The following is a 20187-nucleotide window of genomic DNA, read 5'->3' as shown; positions in this document are numbered from 1 at the left end:
GAGAGGTTGTCGGCGACATCAGGCATTTATTGAAATGTTTTTTTCAATAATCAGTAACGCGTCGCAAAACGACCGTAGCGTCATCCAGCCAGCATCGGATAAGTGAACAGCCCGAAATGCAGCAGATTCAAACCAAAATGGGTGGCGATGGCCGCGCCCAACCCGCCGAAACGGTAGGCCAGGCCATAGCCGATACCCGCCAGACTCGCCAGTAACACCCATTGCCAGCCAGCGCCCAGATGAACGAGGCCGAACAGCACCGATGCGAGCACCAAGGCAAGATGTTCGCCATAAGCCAGGTGTTTGAACTGCCGGCTCAGACCGCCCTGGATATAGCCGCGAAATAACGCTTCCTCCACCAGCGTTACCAGCAACAGATTGTTCAGCACCCACAACCAGGCCTGATCCGGCCATTTCGGTGCCCAACTGATCACGCCCAGTAACAGCGCGCCACCCAGGGCCAGCACGGCGCTCACGGTCAGGGCGAGGGCGGTGGCATAAATGGACAATCGCAGCGAGCGCCGGCCGACGATCCATGGACAAGCCAGCAACAGCCAGAAGCCGATCAGCGGTTTGTCCTGATTCAGGTACATGGCAAACGACACGGCATCGTCGGTGAACCGTTGGGGATTGATGGCGCGACCGTTGTAAAAACCGGGAAGCCAGTGCAATGCCAGCGCCACCGCCAGGATGATGAACACGCCGTGGCCGAGGTAGCGGCCAATGGGAACGTGTTGTTGGCGAACGGCGAAACCGGCGATCAGCAGCAACGCGAAAGAAATGGCGGCGAGCCAGCCGAGATGGCCGTAGAACAGAGCAAGGCTGTAGCCAGCGCAGAGAAGTGCCAGATAGGTCCATGGCAGAGCGATCATTTGAAGTCCTTGTTCAGAGATTCTGCGGATTGCCTCAGTCCCCTGTGGGAGCGAGCCTGCTCGCGATAGGGCATCATGCGCAACATCCGTGTTGCCTGACCCTCCGCTTCGCGAGCAGGCTCGCTCCCACATGGGTTATGTGTCGTACACAACATTTATGCGATTTAGCGCGCGATTATAGAGGCGTACACCGCGCAAACAAAAACACCGCCCGAAGGCGGTGTCGTTGTCAGCAGGTCGTTACGAGGCAATCAGCTGGCGCAACACATAATGCAAAATCCCGCCAGCCTTGAAGTACTCCACCTCGTTGAGGGTGTCGATCCGGCACAACACCTCGATCTTTTCCTTGCTGCCGTCTTCGCGGGTGATGACCAGTGTCAGGTTCATCCGCGGGGTCAGCTCGACGCCGGTCAGGCCAAGGATATCCAGGGTTTCCTTGCCGGTGAGGTTCAGGCTCTTGCGGTTCTGATCCAGCTTGAACTGCAGGGGCAACACGCCCATGCCCACCAGGTTGGAGCGGTGAATCCGCTCGAAGCTTTCGGCGATGACCGCTTTGACTCCCAGCAAATTAGTGCCCTTGGCTGCCCAGTCGCGGCTTGAGCCGGTGCCATATTCTTGCCCGGCGATCACCACCAGCGGCGTACCCGATGCCTGGTAACGCATGGCCGCGTCGTAGATCGGCAGCTTCTCCCCGGTCGGAATGTAAATCGTGTTGCCGCCTTCTTCGCCGCCGAGCATTTCGTTGCGAATACGGATGTTGGCGAAGGTGCCGCGCATCATCACTTCATGGTTACCGCGACGGGAGCCGTAGGAGTTGAAGTCTCGCGGTTCCACCCCTTGCTCGCGCAGGTAACGGCCGGCAGGGCTGTCAGCCTTGATATTGCCGGCCGGGGAAATGTGGTCGGTGGTCACTGAATCACCGAGCAGCGCGAGGACTTTCGCCCCTTCGACGTTTTTGATCACCGGCGCAGGGCCGCCAATGTCATCGAAGTACGGCGGATGCTGGATGTAAGTCGAATCGTTCTTCCAGACATAAGTCGCCGCTTGCGGCACTTCGATCGCCTGCCACTGCTCGTCGCCGGCAAACACTTCGGCGTACTCCTTGTGGAACATGGCGGTGTTCACCTGAGTCACCGCGTCGGCGATTTCTTTGGTGCTCGGCCAAATGTCTCGCAGATAAACCGGGTGGCCGTCCTTGTCCTGCCCCAATGGCTCGCTGCTGATGTCGATGCGCACCGTACCGGCCAATGCATAGGCGACGACCAAGGGCGGGGAGGCCAGCCAGTTGGTTTTCACCAGCGGATGCACGCGACCTTCGAAGTTGCGATTGCCCGACAGTACCGAGGCGACGGTCAGGTCGGCTTGCTGAATGGCTTTTTCGATCGGCTCCGGCAACGGTCCGGAGTTGCCGATGCAGGTGGTGCAGCCATAACCGACTAGCGCAAAACCGAGTTCATCAAGGTATTGGGTCAGGCCCGCTGCCTTGTAGTAGTCGGTGACCACTTTCGAGCCGGGGGCCAGTGAACTCTTGACCCAGGGTTTGCGTTTGAGGCCTTTTTCCACGGCTTTTTTCGCCACCAGCCCGGCCGCCATCATCACGCTGGGGTTGGAGGTGTTGGTGCAGGAGGTGATCGCGGCGATGACCACCGCGCCGTTTTTCAGGCGATAGGTCTGGCCGTCGTACTCGTAGTCCGCTTCGCCCACCAGATCGGCGTTGCCCACCGCGACGCCACCGCCGCCCTCGCTTTCGAGGCGACCTTCTTCTTTGCTGGTGGGTTTGAATTGCAAACCGAGAAAGTCCGTGAACGCTTGCGCGACATTCGGCAGCGAGACGCGGTCCTGTGGACGTTTCGGCCCGGCGAGGCTGGCTTCGACGCTGGCCATGTCCAGGGCCAGGCTGTCGGTGAACGCCGGCTCCTTGCCAGGCAGGCGCCACAGGCCTTGAATCTTGCTGTAAGCCTCCACCAGTTTCACGGTTTCCGGGGTGCGGCCGGACAGGCGCAAGTACTCCAGTGTCACCTCATCCACCGGGAAGAAGCCGCAGGTGGCGCCGTATTCCGGGGCCATGTTGGCGATGGTCGCGCGGTCGGCCAGTGGCAGATCGGCGAGGCCGTCGCCGTAGAACTCGACGAATTTCCCGACTACGCCTTTCTTGCGCAGCATTTGGGTGACGGTCAGCACCAGGTCGGTGGCGGTGATGCCTTCCTTGAGCTTGCCGGTGAGTTTGAAACCGATCACTTCCGGAATCAGCATCGACACCGGCTGGCCGAGCATCGCCGCTTCCGCTTCAATCCCGCCGACACCCCAACCGAGTATGCCGAGGCCATTGATCATGGTGGTGTGAGAATCGGTGCCGACCAGGGTGTCGGGGAAGGCGTAGGTGCGGCCGTCCTCATCCTTGGTCCAGACAGTGCGCCCCAGGTACTCGAGGTTGACCTGATGGCAGATACCGGTGCCCGGTGGCACCACGCTGAAATTGTCGAAGGCGCTCTGGCCCCAACGCAGAAAGGCGTAACGCTCGTGGTTGCGCTGCATTTCGATGTCGACGTTCTGTTCGAAGGCGCTTGAGCTGGCGAATTTGTCGACCATCACCGAGTGGTCGATCACCAGATCCACCGGCGACAGCGGATTGATTCGCTGCGGGTCGCCGCCGGCCTTGGCCATGGCGGCGCGCATGGCGGCCAGGTCGACCACGGCGGGGACGCCGGTAAAGTCCTGCATCAATACCCGCGCCGGACGGTACTGGATTTCGCGGTCGGAGCGCCGCTCCTTGAGCCAGGCGGCAAGCGCCTTGAGGTCGGCGCCAGTGACGGTTTTCTCGTCCTCCCAACGCAGCAGGTTTTCCAGCAGCACTTTCAACGACATCGGCAGCGTGTCGAGGTCGCCCAGGCTCTTGGCGGCTTCCGGCAAACTGAAGTAGTGATAAGTCTTGTCATCGACTTGTAAGGTTTTAAGGGTTTTCAGGCTATCGAGGGACGGCATTGAAATGACTCCTTTAGATCCGCACGGCTACGGACTGAGGAACAGACAGAGGTTTAAACCTAGCCCTGTTTAGACGTTAAGGCTAATCACTGGACCCTAAGGACAAGTCCAAGGTTCCGATCTCGGCTATCATGCGCCGGTTTTCGTGACAGGCTTTGCTTCAACGCAAGTCTGGGCATCGCGCAGTGGCTGAATTCTTCGCCAACTGCCCAGGAGTAAGAATGAACACCCTCTTTATGCATTGCCGGCCGGGCTTCGAAAGCGAAGTCTGTTCCGAGATTTCCGAACATGCCGCGCGGCTGAACGTGGCCGGTTATGCCAAGGCCAAAACGGCCAGCGCCTGCGCCGAATTTATCTGCACCGAAGAAGACGGCGCCGAGCGCCTGATGCGCGGTCAGCGTTTCGCCGAATTGATCTTTCCGCGCCAGTGGGCTCGCGGAATCTTTATTGATCTGCCGGAAACCGACCGCATCAGCGTAATCCTTGCGCACATGGCGGATTTCCCGGTGTGCGGCAGCCTGTGGCTGGAAATGGTCGACACCAATGATGGCAAAGAGCTGTCGAACTTTTGCAAAAAATTCGAAGGCCACCTGCGCAAGGCGCTGATGGCGGCCGGCAAACTGGTAGAAGACGCCCACAAGCCGCGGCTGCTGCTGACCTTCAAGAGCGGCCGCGAAGTGTTCATGGGCCTGGCGGAGTCGAACAATTCGGCGATGTGGCCGATGGGCATTCCACGCTTGAAGTTTCCGCGTGAAGCGCCGAGCCGTTCGACCCTCAAGCTGGAAGAAGCCTGGCACCATTTCATCCCTCGGGATCAATGGGACGAGCGCCTGCACAGCGACATGACCGGCGTCGACCTGGGGGCCGCGCCGGGCGGCTGGACCTGGCAACTGGTCAACCGTGGCATGCTGGTAACCGCCATCGACAACGGTCCGATGGCCGAAAGCCTGATGGACACCGGATTAGTGCAGCACCTGATGGCCGACGGTTTCACCTTCAAGCCCAAGCAGCCGGTGGACTGGATGGTCTGCGACATCGTCGAGAAACCGGCGCGCAACGCGGCGATGCTGGAAGAATGGATCGGCGAGGGGCATTGCCGGGAAGCAGTGGTCAACCTCAAGCTGCCGATGAAGCAGCGTTATGCCGAAGTGAAGCGCTTGCTGGAGCGCATCGCCGACGGGTTCAAGGCGCGGGGTATTCGGGTCGAGATCGGCTGCAAGCAGCTGTATCACGACCGCGAAGAAGTGACCTGCCATTTGCGCCGATTGGACGTGAAAAAACCGAAAACCCGCTGATTGGCCGGATGCACACGGTTCCCGTAGGAGCTGCCGAAGGCTGCGATCTTTTGATTTTGCTTTTAGGGCAAGATCAAAAGATCGCAGCCTTCGGCAGCTCCTACACAGATTCGGTGTTATGCCATAGATGACCGAACACCCGGCAATGCGCGACAATGCCGGCAAGTTTCAGGAGTAAACCATGAGTGAAATGATCGATACGCCGGTCGACGGCACCCTCGACGCCACCGGCCTCAATTGCCCGGAACCGGTGATGATGCTGCACCAGCACATCCGTGACCTGGTGCCCGGCGGACTGCTGAAGGTGATCGCCACCGACCCGTCGACCCGTCGCGACATCCCCAAGTTTTGCGTGTTTCTCGACCATGAACTGGTCGCCCAGCACGAAGAGGCAGGCACCTACCTCTACTGGATTCGCAAAAAACTCGCTTAACCGGCCGAACGACTGAGGCGGATCCGCTTGCGTGCGCTGCGCGTCAGGCGGATCGACAGCATCAGCGCCGCGCAACTCAAGCCCACGATCAAACCCTGCCACAGCCCGCTCGGGCCGCTCGGCGCGCCGAACCTGTCGGTCAGGCCCAAGGCGTAACCCACCGGCAAACCGATTCCCCAATAAGCGAATAGCGTCAGGATCATCGTTACTCGGGTGTCCTGATAGCCGCGCAGTGCGCCGGCCGCCGTCACCTGGATGGCATCGGAAAACTGGAACAGCGCCGAATACACAATCAGCATTGCAGCCACTCGAATCACCGTCGGATCAGCCGTGTAGATGGTTGCGATGTGTTCGCGCAACAACAGCATCATGCTGGCGGAAATACACGCATAAGCCAGTGCTGTGCCCATGCCGACGCCAGCGGCGAAGCGGGCTTCGCGTGGTTCCTCACGGCCCAGTGCCTGGCCGACGCGCACGGTCACGGCCATGCCCAAGGAGTAGGGGATCATGAACACCAGCGAGCTGAAGTTCAGCGCGATCTGGTGTCCGGCGACCACGGTGGCGCCGAGGCTGCCGATCAGCAACGCGATCACGGCGAAGATGCTCGACTCGGCAAATACCGCGATGCCAATCGGCAAGCCGATGCCCAGCAAACGCTTGATCACCGACCACTGGGGCCAGTCAAAACGGCTGAACAACTCACTCGACTGATAGGCCGGTGCCCAGCGCTCCCAGCCGGCCATGCCCAACGCCATTACCCACATCACGATGGCCGTGGCCCAGCCGCAGCCGACTCCGCCCATGGCCGGCACACCCAAGTGGCCATAGATGAAGATGTAATTGAGCGGAATATTCAGCGCCAGCCCGCACAGGCCAAGGACCATGGCCGGGCGGGTGCGACCCAGGCCATCACTGAAGCAGCGCAGCACGTGATAGAACGCGACGGCTGGCAGGCCGCTGGCGATGCCGTGCAGATACTGCATGCACGGGCCGATCAGCTCGGGATCGACCTTCATGATGTGCAGGATCGGTTCCGCGCTGAGCAGCATGCCGGTCGCCATCAAACCCACCACCAGTGCCAGCCATAACGCCTGACGCACGATCGGGCCGATCTCGCTGTGCGTGCCGGCGCCGAAGCGCTGGGCGACTTTCGGGGTGGTGGCCAGCAGTGTGCCGGTCATCAGCAGAAACACCGGCACCCAGATCGAGTTGCCCAGCGCTACGGCGGCCAAATCCCGAGGCCCGACACGACCGGCCATCACCGCATCGACGAAGCCCATGGCGGTGGTCGCCAGTTGGGCGATCATGATCGGCAGCGCCAGACCGAGCAGGTTTTTCAGCTCCAGGCGAACCCGGGCCGGGCGGGTGAGGGAAATAGCGGCAGGGCGGTCAGTCACGGAGTTCAAGGCGAAACGTCCAAAAGGTTTTGATGCACGACGCGGCGCATTCTACGCCTTGACGCAGTGGTCAGGAAAAGTCCTGTGTTAGGGATTTGTAATCCCTATGCACACCCTCCGCAGGCTGCGATTTTTTGATCTTCGCTTTGGCTTGAAAGGTTTGTTGATCGGCCATTTAAAAACAAGATCAAAAGATCGCAGCCTTCGGCAGCTCCTACGGGGATGCGTGCTAGGCGCAGAGTGTCATCTGCGCCTACACTGCCGGTCCGCCAAAGGAGCCTGCCATGTTGATTGTTGCCGACGAAAATATCCCGCTGCTCGATGCCTTCTTCGCTGGGTTCGGTGAAATCCACCGGGTGCCGGGGCGTGCCATCGACCGCGCCACCGTCGAGCAGGCCGATGTGCTGCTGGTGCGCTCGGTGACTAACGTCAACCGCGCGTTGCTCGAAGGCAGCAAGGTGCGCTTTGTCGGCACGTGTACCATCGGCACCGATCACCTGGATCTGGATTACTTTCAGCAGGCCGGTATTACATGGTCCAGCGCGCCAGGCTGTAATGCCCGGGGTGTGGTCGATTACGTGCTGGGTAGCCTGCTGACCCTGGCCGAAATCGAAGGCGCCGACCTGACTCAGCGCACTTACGGCGTGGTCGGCGCTGGCGAAGTGGGCGGGCGGCTGGTCAAGGTTCTGCAAGGTCTGGGCTGGAACGTACGGGTCTGCGATCCCCCGCGGCAAGCCGCTGAAGGGGGCGATTACGTCAGCCTCGAGCAGGTCATCGAGCAATGCGACGTCATCAGTCTGCACACTCCGCTGAATAAGCAAGGCCCTCAGTCGACCCGGCATCTGTTCGATAAAAACCGTTTGAACCAACTCAAGCCTGGCACCTGGCTGATCAACGCCAGTCGTGGCCCGGTGGTGGACAACGCCGCCCTGCGCCAAGTGCTGTTGCAACGCGAAGACCTGCAAGCGGTGCTGGATGTCTGGGAGGGCGAGCCTGAGGTCGATGTGGCACTGGCCGAGTTGTGTGTGCTGGCGACGCCGCACATTGCCGGTTACAGCCTTGACGGCAGGCAGCGCGGGACGGCGCAGATCTATCAGGCGCTGTGCCAATTCCTTGGGCAGCCGGAACAGATCAACCTGAACGACTTGCTGCCGGCGCCATGGTTGTCGGCAGTGACGTTGAGCGCCGACAGCGATCCCGCCTGGGCACTGGCGATGTTGTGCCGTGGCGTGTACGACCCGCGCCGTGACGACGCGGATTTCCGTCGCAGCCTTGTCGGTAATGTGGGCGAGCAGCGCGCGGCGTTCGATGCGCTGCGCAAGCATTACCCGCTGCGGCGTGAGATCGATGGGTTGAAGGTGCGGATCGAGGGGGATTCGCCTGCGTTGCAGCAGATCGTGGCGGCCTTAGGCGCAACCTCGGTCTAACGTACGGACCGGATCCCTGTAGGAGCTGCCGAAGGCTGCGATCTTTTGACCTGGCTTTTGCTTGTCGAGGATCACAAGCAAGATCAAAAGATCGCAGCCTGCGGCAGCTCCTACAAAGGCCACACAAAACAAGCACCCATAAAAAACCCGGCCAACAGTGCCGGGTCAAGAAGACGGTGGCTATATCACTCTTGTTCGGCAGGCTTGACCAATCGCTTCTCCAGTTCGCGGCAAGCGTCCTGGATCATGTTTTCAGTGATCGGTACTTCGCGTCCATTCTCATCAATAATCGAGCAACCCAGAGACTGGTCTGGCTGCGTGCGGATCACTGGAATCTTGTCATCGCTGCTGTTTTGCAAGGACATGGCCTGTCTCCTCATCAGGTTGTGTGCTTACTGTAGTACCGCCAGGTGACCGGGCTGTGACAACTCCCTGCGATCTTCAAGTCGGCATCCTCAGTCCATCAGAAATATCCTGACGTTTCCACCCGGACTTTAGACCAATAATCTCTAGCCACTAGTCTTGGCGGTCATAATTAACCCGACTCATTGTGATTTACAGCGTTCAATCCCATCGGTCAGTGTAGGCTTAAGCGGGTCAAAGCTATTGGTTGCTCCTACGGATGGTCCTCATGCTCTCTTCCCGTCACCGCCGCGCCATTCGTCTGGCCAGCCGTTTTCTTGCGCCTTATCGTTGGCCAGCCTTGGGGGCTTTGCTGGCTTTGATCGTCACGGCGGGCATCACCTTGTCCATGGGGCAGGGGATTCGGCTGCTGGTGGATCAGGGTTTCATGACCCAGTCGCCGCATTTGCTCAACCGATCCATCGGCGTGTTCATGCTGTTGGTGATGGGGCTGGCGATTGGCACCTTTGCACGTTTTTACCTGGTGTCGTGGATCGGCGAGCGCGTGGTCGCCGATATCCGCCGTCAGGTGTTCAACCATCTGGTCTACCTGCATCCGGGATTCTATGAAGACAACCGCAGCTCCGAGATCCAGTCACGGCTGACCGCCGATACCACGCTGTTGCAATCGGTGATTGGCTCTTCGCTGTCGTTGTTCCTGCGTAATGGGTTAATGGTGATCGGCGGGATTGTCTTGCTGTTTATCACCAACCCCAAACTCACCAGCATCGTGGTAGTCGCATTGCCGCTGGTGGTCGCGCCGATCCTGATTTTTGGTCGCCGGGTGCGCACCCTGTCGCGGCAGAGCCAGGACCGGATTGCCGATATCGGCAGCTATGTCTCCGAAACCCTGAGCCAGATCAAAACCGTGCAGGCCTACAACCATCAGGTCCAGGATGAACAGCGTTTTGCCATAACCGTGGAAGAGGCTTTCGACACCGCCCGCAAGCGCATCTTCCAGCGGGCCTGGTTGATTACCCTGGTGATCGTGCTGGTGTTGGGCGCGGTCGGGGTGATGCTCTGGGTGGGCGGCATGGATGTCATCGCCGGGCGAATCTCCGCGGGTGAACTGGCAGCGTTTGTCTTTTACAGCCTGATCGTCGGCGGTGCCTTCGGCACGTTGAGTGAAGTGATCGGCGAACTGCAGCGAGCAGCGGGCGCGGCAGAGCGGATTGCCGAGTTGTTGCGTTCGGAAAACATCATCCAGCCACCGACTCAAGGTCTGGTGACCTTGCCTGAACGGGTAAAGGGCGACCTGGTGCTGCAAGATGTGCGCTTTTCCTACCCGTCGCGTCCGCAAAGCTATGCTGTGGATGGTCTGAACCTGACAATCAATGCTGGCGAAACCCTTGCATTGGTCGGGCCGTCGGGTGCCGGCAAGTCAACGGTGTATGACCTGCTGTTGCGCTTTTACGACCCTGTCGAAGGACGCATCCTGCTGGACGGTGTGCCGCTGACTCAACTCGATCCTCTGGACTTGCGCCGCTGCTTCGCCCTCGTCTCGCAAACTCCGGCGCTGTTCTTCGGCAGCATCGAAGAAAACATTCGTTATGGTCACCCGACGGCGACGCTGGCCCAGGTTCAGGAAGCCGCGAAAATCGCCTACGCCCACGACTTCATCGAGCAAATGCCCAACGGCTACCAGACTCACCTCGGCGATGCGGGTCTCGGTTTGTCCGGAGGCCAACGCCAACGCCTGGCCATCGCCCGGGCGCTGCTGGTGGACGCGCCGATTCTGCTGCTGGACGAAGCCACCAGCGCCCTCGACGCCCAGAGCGAGCACCTGATCCAGCAAGCCTTGCCCAGCCTGATGAAAAACCGCACCACGCTGGTCATCGCCCACCGCCTGGCCACCGTGAAAAACGCCGACAGGATCGCGGTGATGGACCAAGGGAAACTCGTGGCGGTGGGGACGCATCAGGAGCTGATTGCAAGCAATGCACTGTATGCACGGCTGGCGGCGTTGCAGTTCAATGACGGCAAGGCCGAAGCCGATCTTCACCTGTAGGGGGGGTGTAGGGGTTGTGTAGGAGCTGTGTAGGAGCTGTCGAGTGAAACGAGGCTGCGATCTTTTGATCTTTTTCGGCACAGATCAAGATCAAAAGATCGCAGCCTCGCTTCACTCGACAGCTCCTACATGTCCGGCATCACGGCATCACCGGCATCCCCCGTCATTGATCGTCGAAATACCGCTCATGCCAATCCACCAACGGCTGTGGTGAGTTGAGCTTCTGGCCGTAGATCACCGAGTACGACAGCACGTTTTGCACGTACTGCCGGGTTTCGTCGAACGGGATACTTTCTACCCACACATCGAAGCTCAGGTGATCGGCGCCGCGCAGCCACTGACGTACGCGGGCGGGGCCTGCGTTGTAGGCGGCGGAGGCGAGCACGCGGTTGCCGTTGAACTGGCTGTGGACCTGGCTCAGGTAAGCAGCGCCGAGCTGAATGTTCTTGTCCGGATCGAGCACCTGCTGCGGCGAGGCCAGTGGAATGCTGAACTTGCGCGCGGTTTCCTTGGCGGTGCCAGGCATCAGTTGCATCAGGCCGCTGGCGCCGACACCAGAGCGGGCGTCGTCCATGAAGGCGCTTTCCTGGCGGGTGATGGCGAATACCCAACTCGAGTGCAGGCCACGGACCTTGGCTTCGCGCACCAGGGTTTCGCGGTGGGCCATCGGGAAGCGGATGTCCAGATCGTCCCAGTACTGCGCCTGACTGATGGTACGGATCGCCGGGAAATACCATTTCAGGTCGTAAGCCAGTTTCGCCTGGGCAACCATTTCGTCACGGCTGAAATGCCGGCTGACGTGATACCACTCGCGGCGACCGTCGACGATCTGGCCGCGGGCATGGAATTCCAGGGCGCGACGCACCCCCGGGGTATTGCGAACCTTGTTGATCAGCGCCTGGCTGAGCACCAGCGGTTTGTTGTTCAGCGAATAGGATGATTGCGAGCGATCGGCCGCCAGGAAACCGTAGAAGTCGCGCTCGTGAGCCAGATTCTTGTAAAGCGTCTGCGCTTGCGGATTCTGCGGCTGCGCCAGCTCCAGGCTGCGAGCCTGCCAGTAACGCCAGCGATTGGTAGTGGCCAGGTCCTGAGGCAGGCGGCGGGTCAGCTGATAGGCATCGTCCCAGCGGGCCAGACGCAATAGCAGGCGCAAGCGCCATTCGGACACGGTGTTGTCGCGCAGTTCCGGGTCGTATTTGGTCATCACATCCAGCGCGCGGCTGTCGAAACGTCGTGCGAGGGTCAGGCCGATTTCCCGGGCAATCGCGACTTTTTCATCACTGGAAAAATGCATGCTTCTGGCATAACCGTCGAGCAGGTCCATCGCTTTGTCCGGGTCCTGACGGGCCAGACGGCGCAGGCCCAGGCTGACGATGTCGGACATGGGTTCATCGGCTGGAGTGAAGCGTGACGGCTGATTGAGCAGCTCGGGTTTCTGCGCCACATCCACCAGCAGACGACCGCGCGGGGCGAGGGTAGCCAGCCCGTTGATCAGGCTGTTGGCCAGCTCATAGTTGCGCGCATGAGCGGCGAGCTTGACGCGTTCCCAGCGTTTTTGTTCAGTCAGTTGACCGTCGGCGGCCCACATGCCGAATAAGCCATCGCAAGCATCGGGCTGGGTTTTGCCGCTCAGCCAGAGCTTGTCGGCGTTGGCGTAGCCTTCGACCTTGCGGTTATGGCTGATCTGATACTGCGCGTTCAGGCAATCAAGTTCGGTGAAATTGAGCTTGGGATCGTAATACTTGACGAAAGTCGCCCAATCGCCGCGTTCGGCCAACCAGCGCAACCAGCGCAATTTCATCCAGTTGGCTTGGGGCAGGTCGCCGTGTTCAGCGAGGAATTTCTCGATTTCGGCGTTGCTCGCGGTTTTCAGGCGCGCGGTCAGTTCGTCATAGGCCAGGTAGGGTTCAAGCGGATAGTCGCTAAGTGCCTGGCTGTAACGGAAATAAGGGCCGGTATCGCCCTTGGCCAGGGCGCGCTTGGCTTCATCGTAATATTGGCGTTGGGTAGACAGGTCCACCGCCTGAGCGGATTGAGCGGCAGCGGCGGTAAGAAGCAAACATGAAAAAAGATTGAAAAGGCGACTGCGCATGGTACGTCCGGGCAGAGAAATCGTGACATGTGCCGGCAACGCCGGCACTTGATATCTGTAGCTTAGCCTTTTGCCAGCACCCGGTGAAAGCTTTGCCGGGCTAGCGGCACAAGTTCGCAACAATTATTAGTCAGAGTGTTGTCACAGCGAAATTGCCGGCCTTCTGAAGCCTCAAGTCAGGTAGAATGCGCGCCCGGTTTTTGGAGAAGCTCATGACCCTGCTCAAATTCAGCGATGTGTCCCTTGCTTTCGGCGCTATGCCGTTGTTGGACAAGGTGTCCTGGCAGATCGCCCGTGGTGAGCGGGTGTGCATCATCGGCCGCAACGGCACTGGCAAGTCCAGCATGATGAAGCTCGTCAAAGGCGACCAGAAGCCTGATGACGGCTCCGTTTGGCGTGCACCTGGTCTCAAGATCGGCGAATTGCCGCAAGAATTGCCGGTAGCCGACGAGCGGACCGTGTTCGACGTGGTTGCCGAAGGTCTGGACGGTGTCGGCGAACTGCTCGCGCAGTATCACCACCTGAGCCAGAACATCGTCACCGACGCCGACCTGGACAAGCTGATGCACGTCCAGCACGACCTCGAAGCCCGTGACGGCTGGCGTTTGCAGCAACTGGTCGACAGCACCTTGAGCCGCTTGCAACTGCCGGCCGACAAGACCCTCGCCGAATTGTCCGGCGGCTGGCGTCGCCGCGTGCTGCTGGCTCAGGCTCTGGTTTCCGAACCGGACCTGCTGCTGCTCGACGAGCCGACCAACCACCTGGACATCGGTGCAATTGCCTGGCTTGAAGAAGCGCTGAAAGATTTCCAGGGTGCCGTGCTGTTCATCACGCACGACCGTTCATTCCTGCAGAATCTCGCGACCCGCATTTTGGAGCTGGATCGTGGCGGCCTGATCGACTGGAACGGCGACTACGCGAGTTTCCTCGTGCACAAAGAGGCGACTCTGGCGGCTGAAGAAACGGCCAACGCGCTGTTCGACAAGAAGCTGGCCCAGGAAGAAGTCTGGATCCGCCAGGGCATCAAGGCTCGCCGCACCCGTAACGAAGGCCGCGTCCGCGCCCTGAAAGCCTTGCGCGTTGAGCGTAGCGAGCGTCGTGAGCGCACCGGCAAGGCCAACATTCAGCTGGATACCGCCGACAAGTCCGGCAAGCAGGTGATGGTCCTCGAGAACGTGAGCTTTGCTCACCCGGGCGGCCCGTTCCTGATCAAGGACTTCTCGATGGTCCTGCAACGCGGCGACCGTATCGGTCTGCTCGGCGCCAACGGTACCGGCAAGACCACGCTGCTGAAGCTGATGCTCAGCGGCCTGCAGCCGACCAGCGGCACAGTTGAAGAGGGGACGCGCATCGACGTGGCTTACTTCGACCAGTTGCGCCATCAGCTGGATCTGGAAAAGACCGTGATCGACAACGTGGCCGAAGGTCGCGACTTCATCGATATCGATGGTCAGAGCCGCCATGTGCTGAGCTACCTCGGCGACTTCCTGTTCAGCCCGCAGCGTGCCCGCACGCCGGTCAAGGCGCTGTCCGGTGGTGAGCGTGCCCGTCTGTTGCTGGCCAAACTGTTCAGCAAGCCGGCGAACCTGCTGGTGCTCGACGAGCCGACCAACGACCTGGACGTGGAAACCCTCGAGCTGCTGGAAGAGGTCTTGCTGACTTTCAACGGCACCGTATTGATGGTCAGTCACGACCGGGCATTCCTCGACAACGTGGTCACCAGCACCTTGGTCTTCGAAGGTGAAGGCAAGGTTCGCGAATATGTCGGTGGTTATCAGGACTGGCTGCGTCAGGGCGGCTCGCCGCGCCTGCTGGGCGTGACCGAGAGCAAGTCCGGCAAGGCCGACTTGAACTCTGCCGTTGTGACCGCCGAAGTTGCGCCAGTTGCTGCGGCAGTCGAAGCGCCAGTGGCGAAGAAAAAGCTCAGCTACAAGTTGCAGCGTGAGCTGGAAATGTTGCCGGGTCAGATTGAAGTCATGGAGCAGCAGATCGCAGTCGTTGAAGCGCAGATGGCGGATGCCGGCTTCTATCAGCGTCCTGCCGTCGAGACCGCTGCGGTGATCGCTCAGCTGGAGCAGCTACAGGCTGAGCTGGACGTGATGGTCGAGCGTTGGGCCGAGCTGGATGCCTGATTGATCCGGCTATAAAAAAGCCCGGCTTCACTCGTGTGAATGCCGGGCTTTTTGTATGAAATGCGATCTACTGGATGACATGAATTCACTGTGGGAGCGGGCTTGCTCGCGAAGAGGGGCTTACATTCAACATCAATGCTGACTGAATGTCCGCCTTCGCGAGCAAGCCCGCTCCCACATTAGTGTTGTCAGCTTTTGATCAGGCGCACTGCGAGCACATCACAAGGCGCGCCGTGCAGCACGTCATTGGCGGTGGAGCCGAGCAACAGCGCCAGACCATGCCGACCATGACTGCCCACCACAATCAAATCGCAAGTTTGTTCCTTGGCGAGGTGGTGAATCTCCTGGCGCGGTTGGCCGTAGGTCAAGTGGCTGTATTCCTTGGAGAGTTCCGGGTATTTCACAATCAACCGCTCAAGGCGTTCCTTGGCCTGATCGAATTGTTGCTGTTGCAACTGGGAAAGATCCATGGGTACGTCGCCACCAAAGGCCATGGCCATCGGCTCGACAATGTGCACCAGGGACAATTTCGCCCCGTTGCTCACCGACAGCTCCCGAGCGCGGTGAATTACAGGATCGCACTCTTCGGTTAGATCTACAGCGACCAGAATGTGGTGGTAGGGCATGAGGTGCTCCTCCTGAGGATTGCAACATTGGTAAGTATGGCTGCTTTCAAGCGCATTGGTTTCAAAGTGAATCAATGGGCTCATCAAGAATCGGGAGTACAGATATGACGGTCTGGATAGTGGTGTCAATCCTGCTGGTGGTGCTGAGCCCGCTGGCCTGGTTGCGTCCGTCTCGTGGCCAGAGCGGGCGCATGGCGCTGCGCATGGAGGCGCGACGCATAGGTCTTGCCATGCAATTAGCGCCCCAGGAGTGGCCGCACTGGCTGAGCCAGGAGCCGCCGAGCCCTTGCGCGCAGTACCATCGGCCGCGCCGTGGCACTCAGCCGACTTGCTGGAGCTATTGGCAGAAGACGCCGGGCGTGTGGGTCAATCAGTGGCAGGAAGTCTGCGAGGATGAAGCGCTGTTGAATCATTTCGAAAAATTGCCTGCCAACGTCTACAAGATCGAGGCGGACAAGCAAATGATTGCCCTGTATTGGGGCGAGAAGGGCGAGGCCGAGGTTCTGCAACAGATCGATGCCACGCTCAAAGCACTCGCCTGAAATCCGATTCCCCGGTAGGCGCAACCTGCGGCAGCTCCTGCACAGTCGTGCGTTGCCGCCCGGCAGACAGGCAATAAAAAGCCCGACATCATCATCGGGCTGGAGTTGGCCAGGCAGGCCGGTAATTCTTTGTGGCGCTGATCTTACGCTGGGCATTCGTCAAAGCGTTCAAATTTTTTCTTCAAGGTCCCGCCAGCGTAGCTTGTTAAACACGGGCTGCCGGTAATTAGGGCGACTTTTCTAACTATTGATTCTATGAATGGCCCCACATGCATGAGCATGTTGCAAGGCTTCGTGGTACGGAAGTGACCGGAAAGTCGCGTTTCAACCAGTATTTCGGGCGATTGACAATTGCCGGAAATTCCGTGAAGGTGACATACCCAAATCAAACGGGCGTATGAATTGAGCGTTTGTATTACACATCGCTCCTACAGAATCCCGACTATCGCGTTGGCGGGTGTGCCGGGTGAGTTGGCGTTAGCATCGACGATAAGCGTCCTTGCCGAGCCAGTCGCCTGCGTCCGACGTGTACTGTTCAGCTTCCATATCGTGGAGATCAGTTGATGATTTACGAAGGTAAAGCCATCACGGTTAAGGCTCTTGAAAGTGGCATCGTCGAATTGAAATTCGACCTCAAGGGTGAGTCCGTCAACAAGTTCAACCGTCTTACCCTGAACGAACTGCGTCAGGCCGTAGACACCATCAAGGCAGATGCTTCGATCAAGGGTGTGATCGTCAGCAGTGGCAAGGACGTGTTCATCGTCGGCGCCGACATCACCGAATTCGTCGACAACTTCAAGCTGCCGGATGCAGAGCTTGTCGCTGGTAACCTCGAAGCCAACAAGATTTTCAGTGATTTCGAAGACCTCAACGTCCCGACTGTCGCCGCGATCAATGGCATCGCGCTGGGTGGCGGTCTGGAAATGTGCCTGGCGGCAGATTTCCGTGTCATGGCCAACACCGCTAAGATCGGTCTGCCGGAAGTCAAGCTGGGCATCTACCCGGGCTTCGGCGGTACTGTGCGTTTGCCGCGCATCATCGGTGCCGACAACGCCATCGAGTGGATTGCCGCCGGTAAGGAAAACCGCGCTGAAGACGCGTTGAAAGTCGGTGCTGTCGACGCCGTGGTCGCCCCGGAAAAATTGCAGGAAGCGGCTCTGAACCTGCTCAAGGGCGCCATCTCCGGCGAATTTGACTACAAGGCCAAGCGTCAGCCGAAGCTCGAAAAGCTCAAGCTCAACGCCATCGAACAAATGATGTCGTTCGAAACCGCCAAAGGTTTCGTGGCCGGTCAAGCGGGTCCGAACTACCCGGCGCCGGTCGAAGCGATCAAGACCATCCAGAAAGCCGCGAACTTCGGTCGTGACAAGGCGCTGGAAGTCGAAGCCAATGGCTTCGTCAAACTGGCCAAGACTTCAGCCGCGCAGAGCTTGATCGGTCTGTTCCTGAACGATCAGGAATTGAAGAAAAAGGCCAAGGCCTACGACGAAATCGCCAAAGACGTGAAGCAGGCCGCCGTATTGGGCGCCGGCATCATGGGGGGCGGTATCGCTTATCAGTCGGCCTCCAAAGGCACGCCGATCCTGATGAAGGACATCAACGAGCACGGCATCGAGCAAGGTCTGGCCGAAGCCGCCAAACTGCTGGTGGGCCGCGTTGATAAAGGTCGCATGACCCCGGCGAAGATGGCCGAAGTGCTCAATGGCATTCGTCCGACCCTGTCCTACGGTGATTTCGGTCACGTCGACCTGGTCGTCGAAGCCGTTGTCGAGAACCCGAAGGTCAAGCAAGCCGTTCTCGCTGAAGTCGAAGACAAGGTCAAAGAGGACACCATCCTCGCGTCCAACACCTCGACCATTTCCATCACCTTGCTGGCCAAAGCCCTCAAGCGTCCGGAAAACTTTGTCGGCATGCACTTCTTCAACCCGGTGCACATGATGCCGCTGGTTGAAGTGATTCGTGGCGAGAAGTCCAGCGAAGTGGCCGTTGCCACCACCGTTGCCTACGCCAAGAAAATGGGCAAGAACCCGATCGTCGTCAACGACTGCCCGGGCTTCCTGGTCAACCGCGTACTGTTCCCGTACTTCGGTGGTTTCGCCAAACTGGTCAGCGCCGGTGTGGACTTCGTCCGTATCGACAAGGTCATGGAAAAATTCGGCTGGCCGATGGGCCCGGCGTACCTGATGGACGTGGTCGGCATCGACACCGGTCACCACGGTCGTGATGTCATGGCTGAAGGCTTCCCGGACCGCATGAAGGACGACCGTCGTTCGGCCGTCGACGTGCTCTACGAAGCCAAGCGCCTGGGCCAGAAGAATGGCAAAGGCTTCTATGCCTACGAGACCGACAAGCGCGGCAAGCAGAAGAAAGTCGCCGATCCTTCGGTGCTGGAAGTGCTCAAGCCAATCGTGTTCGAACAGCGCGAAGTCACTGACGAAGACATCATCAACTGGATGATGATCCCGCTGTGCCTGGAAACCGTGCGTTGCCTGGAAGACGGCATCGTCGAAACCGCCGCCGAAGCCGACATGGGCCTGGTCTACGGTATTGGTTTCCCTCCATTTCGTGGCGGTGCGCTGCGCTACATCGATTCGATCGGTGTTGCAGAGTTCGTTGCCCTGGCTGACCAGTACGCTGATTTGGGCGCGCTGTACCACCCGACCGCGAAGCTGCGTGAAATGGCCAAAAACGGTCAGAGCTTCTTCGGTTAAGCGCCCACACTAGAGCGAGAGTGAAAGTATATGAGCTTGAATCCTAGAGACGTCGTGATTGTCGACTTCGGTCGTACGCCGATGGGCCGCTCCAAGGGCGGCATGCACCGCAACACCCGCGCTGAAGACATGTCGGCGCACCTGATCAGCAAATTGCTGGAACGCAACGTCAAGGTCGACCCGAGCGAAGTCGAAGACGTGATCTGGGGCTGTGTAAACCAGACCCTGGAACAGGGCTGGAACATCGCCCGCATGGCGTCCCTGATGACGCAGATCCCGCACACCGCAGCCGGCCAGACCGTCAGCCGTCTGTGTGGCTCGTCCATGAGCGCACTGCACACTGCCGCGCAAGCGATCATGACCGGTAACGGTGACGTGTTCGTCGTTGGCGGCGTCGAGCATATGGGTCACGTGAGCATGATGCACGGTGTCGATCCGAACCCGCACATGTCCCTGTACGCAGCGAAAGCCTCGGGCATGATGGGCTTGACTGCTGAAATGCTGGGCAAAATGCACGGCATCACTCGTGAGCAACAGGACGCTTTCGGCGTGCGCTCCCACCAGCTTGCCCACAAGGCGACCCTGGAAGGCAAGTTCAAGGATGAAATCATCCCGATGCAGGGCTACGACGAGAACGGTTTCCTGAAGCTGTTCGACTACGACGAAACCATTCGTCCGGAAACCACCCTGGAAAGCCTGGCGGCGTTGAAGCCAGCGTTTAACCCGAAGGGCGGCACCGTGACAGCCGGTACTTCGTCGCAGATCACCGACGGTGCTTCGTGCATGATCGTGATGTCGGCGCAGCGTGCCCAGGACTTGGGTATTCAGCCGATGGCGGTAATTCGTTCGATGGCAGTGGCGGGTGTGGATCCGGCAATCATGGGCTATGGTCCAGTACCGGCAACGCAGAAAGCATTGAAGCGCGCGGGCCTTGGCATCAACGATATCGACTTCTTCGAGCTCAACGAAGCTTTCGCCGCACAGGCCCTGCCAGTGCTGAAAGATTTGAAAGTGCTCGACAAGATGAACGAGAAGGTTAACCTGCACGGCGGCGCGATCGCCCTGGGTCACCCGTTCGGTTGCTCCGGTGCCCGTATCTCCGGCACTTTGCTGAACGTGATGAAGCAGAATGGCGGCACCTTCGGGGTAGCTACCATGTGCATTGGTCTCGGCCAAGGCATCTCCACCGTCTTCGAACGCGTTTAAGCGTTTCGTTGATGGAAGCCGGGGCCAAGTGCCCCGGTTTTTGTTTTTCCGGATTTATTTTG

General features: G+C 59.4%; 14 protein-coding genes. 8 read left to right on the top strand and 6 right to left on the bottom strand.

Going from position 1 to position 20187, the window contains the following annotated elements:
* Nucleotides 1-80 precede the first annotated feature (80 nt).
* Entirely contained in the window at nucleotides 81-872 is a 792-nt protein-coding gene (locus tag KGB14_RS05700; protein ID WP_223484546.1) for a CPBP family intramembrane glutamic endopeptidase, read from the bottom strand.
* Nucleotides 873-1112: 240 nt separating this feature from the next.
* Nucleotides 1113-3854, bottom strand: a complete 2742-nt coding sequence (gene acnA, locus KGB14_RS05695) for an aconitate hydratase AcnA (RefSeq protein WP_223484544.1) — start codon at nucleotides 3852-3854, stop codon at nucleotides 1113-1115.
* Nucleotides 3855-4075: 221 nt separating this feature from the next.
* On the opposite strand from acnA, the gene rlmM reads away from it, so the two are divergent.
* Together rlmM and tusA are read left to right on the top strand one after the other, a co-directional pair.
* Nucleotides 4076-5149 carry a 23S rRNA (cytidine(2498)-2'-O)-methyltransferase RlmM gene (gene rlmM, locus KGB14_RS05690; RefSeq protein ID WP_223484542.1) on the top strand — a complete coding sequence of 358 codons (1074 nt, stop codon included), beginning with the start codon at nucleotides 4076-4078 and terminating at the stop codon, nucleotides 5147-5149.
* A 181-nt stretch (nucleotides 5150-5330) separates the two neighbouring features.
* The gene (gene tusA / locus KGB14_RS05685; RefSeq protein ID WP_007907805.1) at nucleotides 5331-5582 is read left to right on the top strand and encodes a sulfurtransferase TusA; all 252 of its coding nucleotides are present in this window, start codon (nucleotides 5331-5333) and stop codon (nucleotides 5580-5582) included.
* Here the strand turns inward: tusA and KGB14_RS05680 are convergent.
* Nucleotides 5579-6988: an MATE family efflux transporter gene (locus KGB14_RS05680; RefSeq protein WP_223484540.1), complete on the bottom strand. Its 1410-nt coding sequence runs from the start codon at nucleotides 6986-6988 to the stop codon at nucleotides 5579-5581. The genes tusA and KGB14_RS05680 overlap by 4 nt on opposite strands.
* A 275-nt stretch (nucleotides 6989-7263) precedes the next feature.
* Here KGB14_RS05680 and pdxB point away from each other — a divergent pair, with 275 nt between their 5' ends.
* Nucleotides 7264-8406 (top strand): 4-phosphoerythronate dehydrogenase PdxB, encoded by a 1143-nt coding sequence (gene pdxB / locus KGB14_RS05675; protein ID WP_223484538.1) that lies wholly within the window; start codon nucleotides 7264-7266, stop codon nucleotides 8404-8406.
* Between the two features lie 185 nt (nucleotides 8407-8591).
* Here pdxB and KGB14_RS05670 read toward each other — a convergent pair whose 3' ends face one another.
* A complete protein-coding gene (locus KGB14_RS05670) occupies nucleotides 8592-8771 on the bottom strand; it encodes a PA1571 family protein (protein WP_223484535.1) in 180 nt (59 codons plus the stop codon).
* Between the two features lie 257 nt (nucleotides 8772-9028).
* Between KGB14_RS05670 and KGB14_RS05665 the strand changes: the two genes are divergently transcribed.
* The gene (locus KGB14_RS05665; protein WP_223484533.1) at nucleotides 9029-10816 is read left to right on the top strand and encodes an ABC transporter transmembrane domain-containing protein; all 1788 of its coding nucleotides are present in this window, start codon (nucleotides 9029-9031) and stop codon (nucleotides 10814-10816) included.
* A gap of 163 nt (nucleotides 10817-10979) precedes the next feature.
* On the opposite strand, the gene KGB14_RS05660 is transcribed toward KGB14_RS05665, so the two are convergent.
* Nucleotides 10980-12908, bottom strand: a complete 1929-nt coding sequence (locus KGB14_RS05660) for a transglycosylase SLT domain-containing protein (RefSeq protein ID WP_223484524.1) — start codon at nucleotides 12906-12908, stop codon at nucleotides 10980-10982.
* 212 nt (nucleotides 12909-13120) lie between these two features.
* On the opposite strand from KGB14_RS05660, the gene KGB14_RS05655 reads away from it, so the two are divergent.
* Nucleotides 13121-15040: an ATP-binding cassette domain-containing protein gene (locus tag KGB14_RS05655; protein ID WP_223484515.1), complete on the top strand. Its 1920-nt coding sequence runs from the start codon at nucleotides 13121-13123 to the stop codon at nucleotides 15038-15040.
* 188 nt (nucleotides 15041-15228) lie between these two features.
* On the opposite strand, the gene KGB14_RS05650 is transcribed toward KGB14_RS05655, so the two are convergent.
* Nucleotides 15229-15666 carry a universal stress protein gene (locus KGB14_RS05650; protein WP_030128421.1) on the bottom strand — a complete coding sequence of 146 codons (438 nt, stop codon included), beginning with the start codon at nucleotides 15664-15666 and terminating at the stop codon, nucleotides 15229-15231.
* A 104-nt stretch (nucleotides 15667-15770) separates the two neighbouring features.
* Here KGB14_RS05650 and KGB14_RS05645 point away from each other — a divergent pair, with 104 nt between their 5' ends.
* The 3 genes from KGB14_RS05645 (at nucleotide 15771) to fadA (ending at nucleotide 20125) form a co-directional block, all read left to right on the top strand.
* Nucleotides 15771-16208, top strand: coding sequence for a hypothetical protein (locus KGB14_RS05645; RefSeq protein ID WP_223484504.1), 438 nt, complete (start codon nucleotides 15771-15773; stop codon nucleotides 16206-16208).
* Between the two features lie 563 nt (nucleotides 16209-16771).
* Complete coding sequence (fadB, locus tag KGB14_RS05640) at nucleotides 16772-18919, top strand: fatty acid oxidation complex subunit alpha FadB (protein ID WP_223484502.1); 2148 nt, start codon at nucleotides 16772-16774, stop codon at nucleotides 18917-18919.
* A 30-nt stretch (nucleotides 18920-18949) separates the two neighbouring features.
* A complete protein-coding gene (gene fadA / locus KGB14_RS05635; protein ID WP_008007076.1) occupies nucleotides 18950-20125 on the top strand; it encodes an acetyl-CoA C-acyltransferase FadA in 1176 nt (391 codons plus the stop codon).
* Nucleotides 20126-20187: the final 62 nt, after the last annotated feature.

The sequence above is a fragment of the Pseudomonas sp. A-RE-19 genome, from assembly GCF_019956555.1.
In the GTDB taxonomy this organism is placed as follows: domain Bacteria; phylum Pseudomonadota; class Gammaproteobacteria; order Pseudomonadales; family Pseudomonadaceae; genus Aquipseudomonas.
This window is presented reverse-complemented; position numbering and strand designations above follow the sequence as displayed.

Bases quoted from the DNA above. Each gene is read 5' to 3' on its own strand.
- KGB14_RS05700 (WP_223484546.1), bottom strand. From the start codon at position 872: ATGATCGCTCTGCCATGGACCTATCTGGCACTTCTCTGCGCTGGCTAC.
- acnA (WP_223484544.1), bottom strand. From the start codon at position 3,854: ATGCCGTCCCTCGATAGCCTGAAAACCCTTAAAACCTTACAAGTCGAT.
- rlmM (WP_223484542.1), top strand. From the start codon at position 4,076: ATGAACACCCTCTTTATGCATTGCCGGCCGGGCTTCGAAAGCGAAGTC.
- tusA (WP_007907805.1), top strand. From the start codon at position 5,331: ATGAGTGAAATGATCGATACGCCGGTCGACGGCACCCTCGACGCCACC.
- pdxB (WP_223484538.1), top strand. From the start codon at position 7,264: ATGTTGATTGTTGCCGACGAAAATATCCCGCTGCTCGATGCCTTCTTC.
- KGB14_RS05670 (WP_223484535.1), bottom strand. From the start codon at position 8,771: ATGTCCTTGCAAAACAGCAGCGATGACAAGATTCCAGTGATCCGCACG.
- KGB14_RS05665 (WP_223484533.1), top strand. From the start codon at position 9,029: ATGGTCCTCATGCTCTCTTCCCGTCACCGCCGCGCCATTCGTCTGGCC.
- KGB14_RS05660 (WP_223484524.1), bottom strand. From the start codon at position 12,908: ATGCGCAGTCGCCTTTTCAATCTTTTTTCATGTTTGCTTCTTACCGCC.
- KGB14_RS05655 (WP_223484515.1), top strand. From the start codon at position 13,121: ATGACCCTGCTCAAATTCAGCGATGTGTCCCTTGCTTTCGGCGCTATG.
- KGB14_RS05650 (WP_030128421.1), bottom strand. From the start codon at position 15,666: ATGCCCTACCACCACATTCTGGTCGCTGTAGATCTAACCGAAGAGTGC.
- KGB14_RS05645 (WP_223484504.1), top strand. From the start codon at position 15,771: ATGACGGTCTGGATAGTGGTGTCAATCCTGCTGGTGGTGCTGAGCCCG.
- fadB (WP_223484502.1), top strand. From the start codon at position 16,772: ATGATTTACGAAGGTAAAGCCATCACGGTTAAGGCTCTTGAAAGTGGC.
- fadA (WP_008007076.1), top strand. From the start codon at position 18,950: ATGAGCTTGAATCCTAGAGACGTCGTGATTGTCGACTTCGGTCGTACG.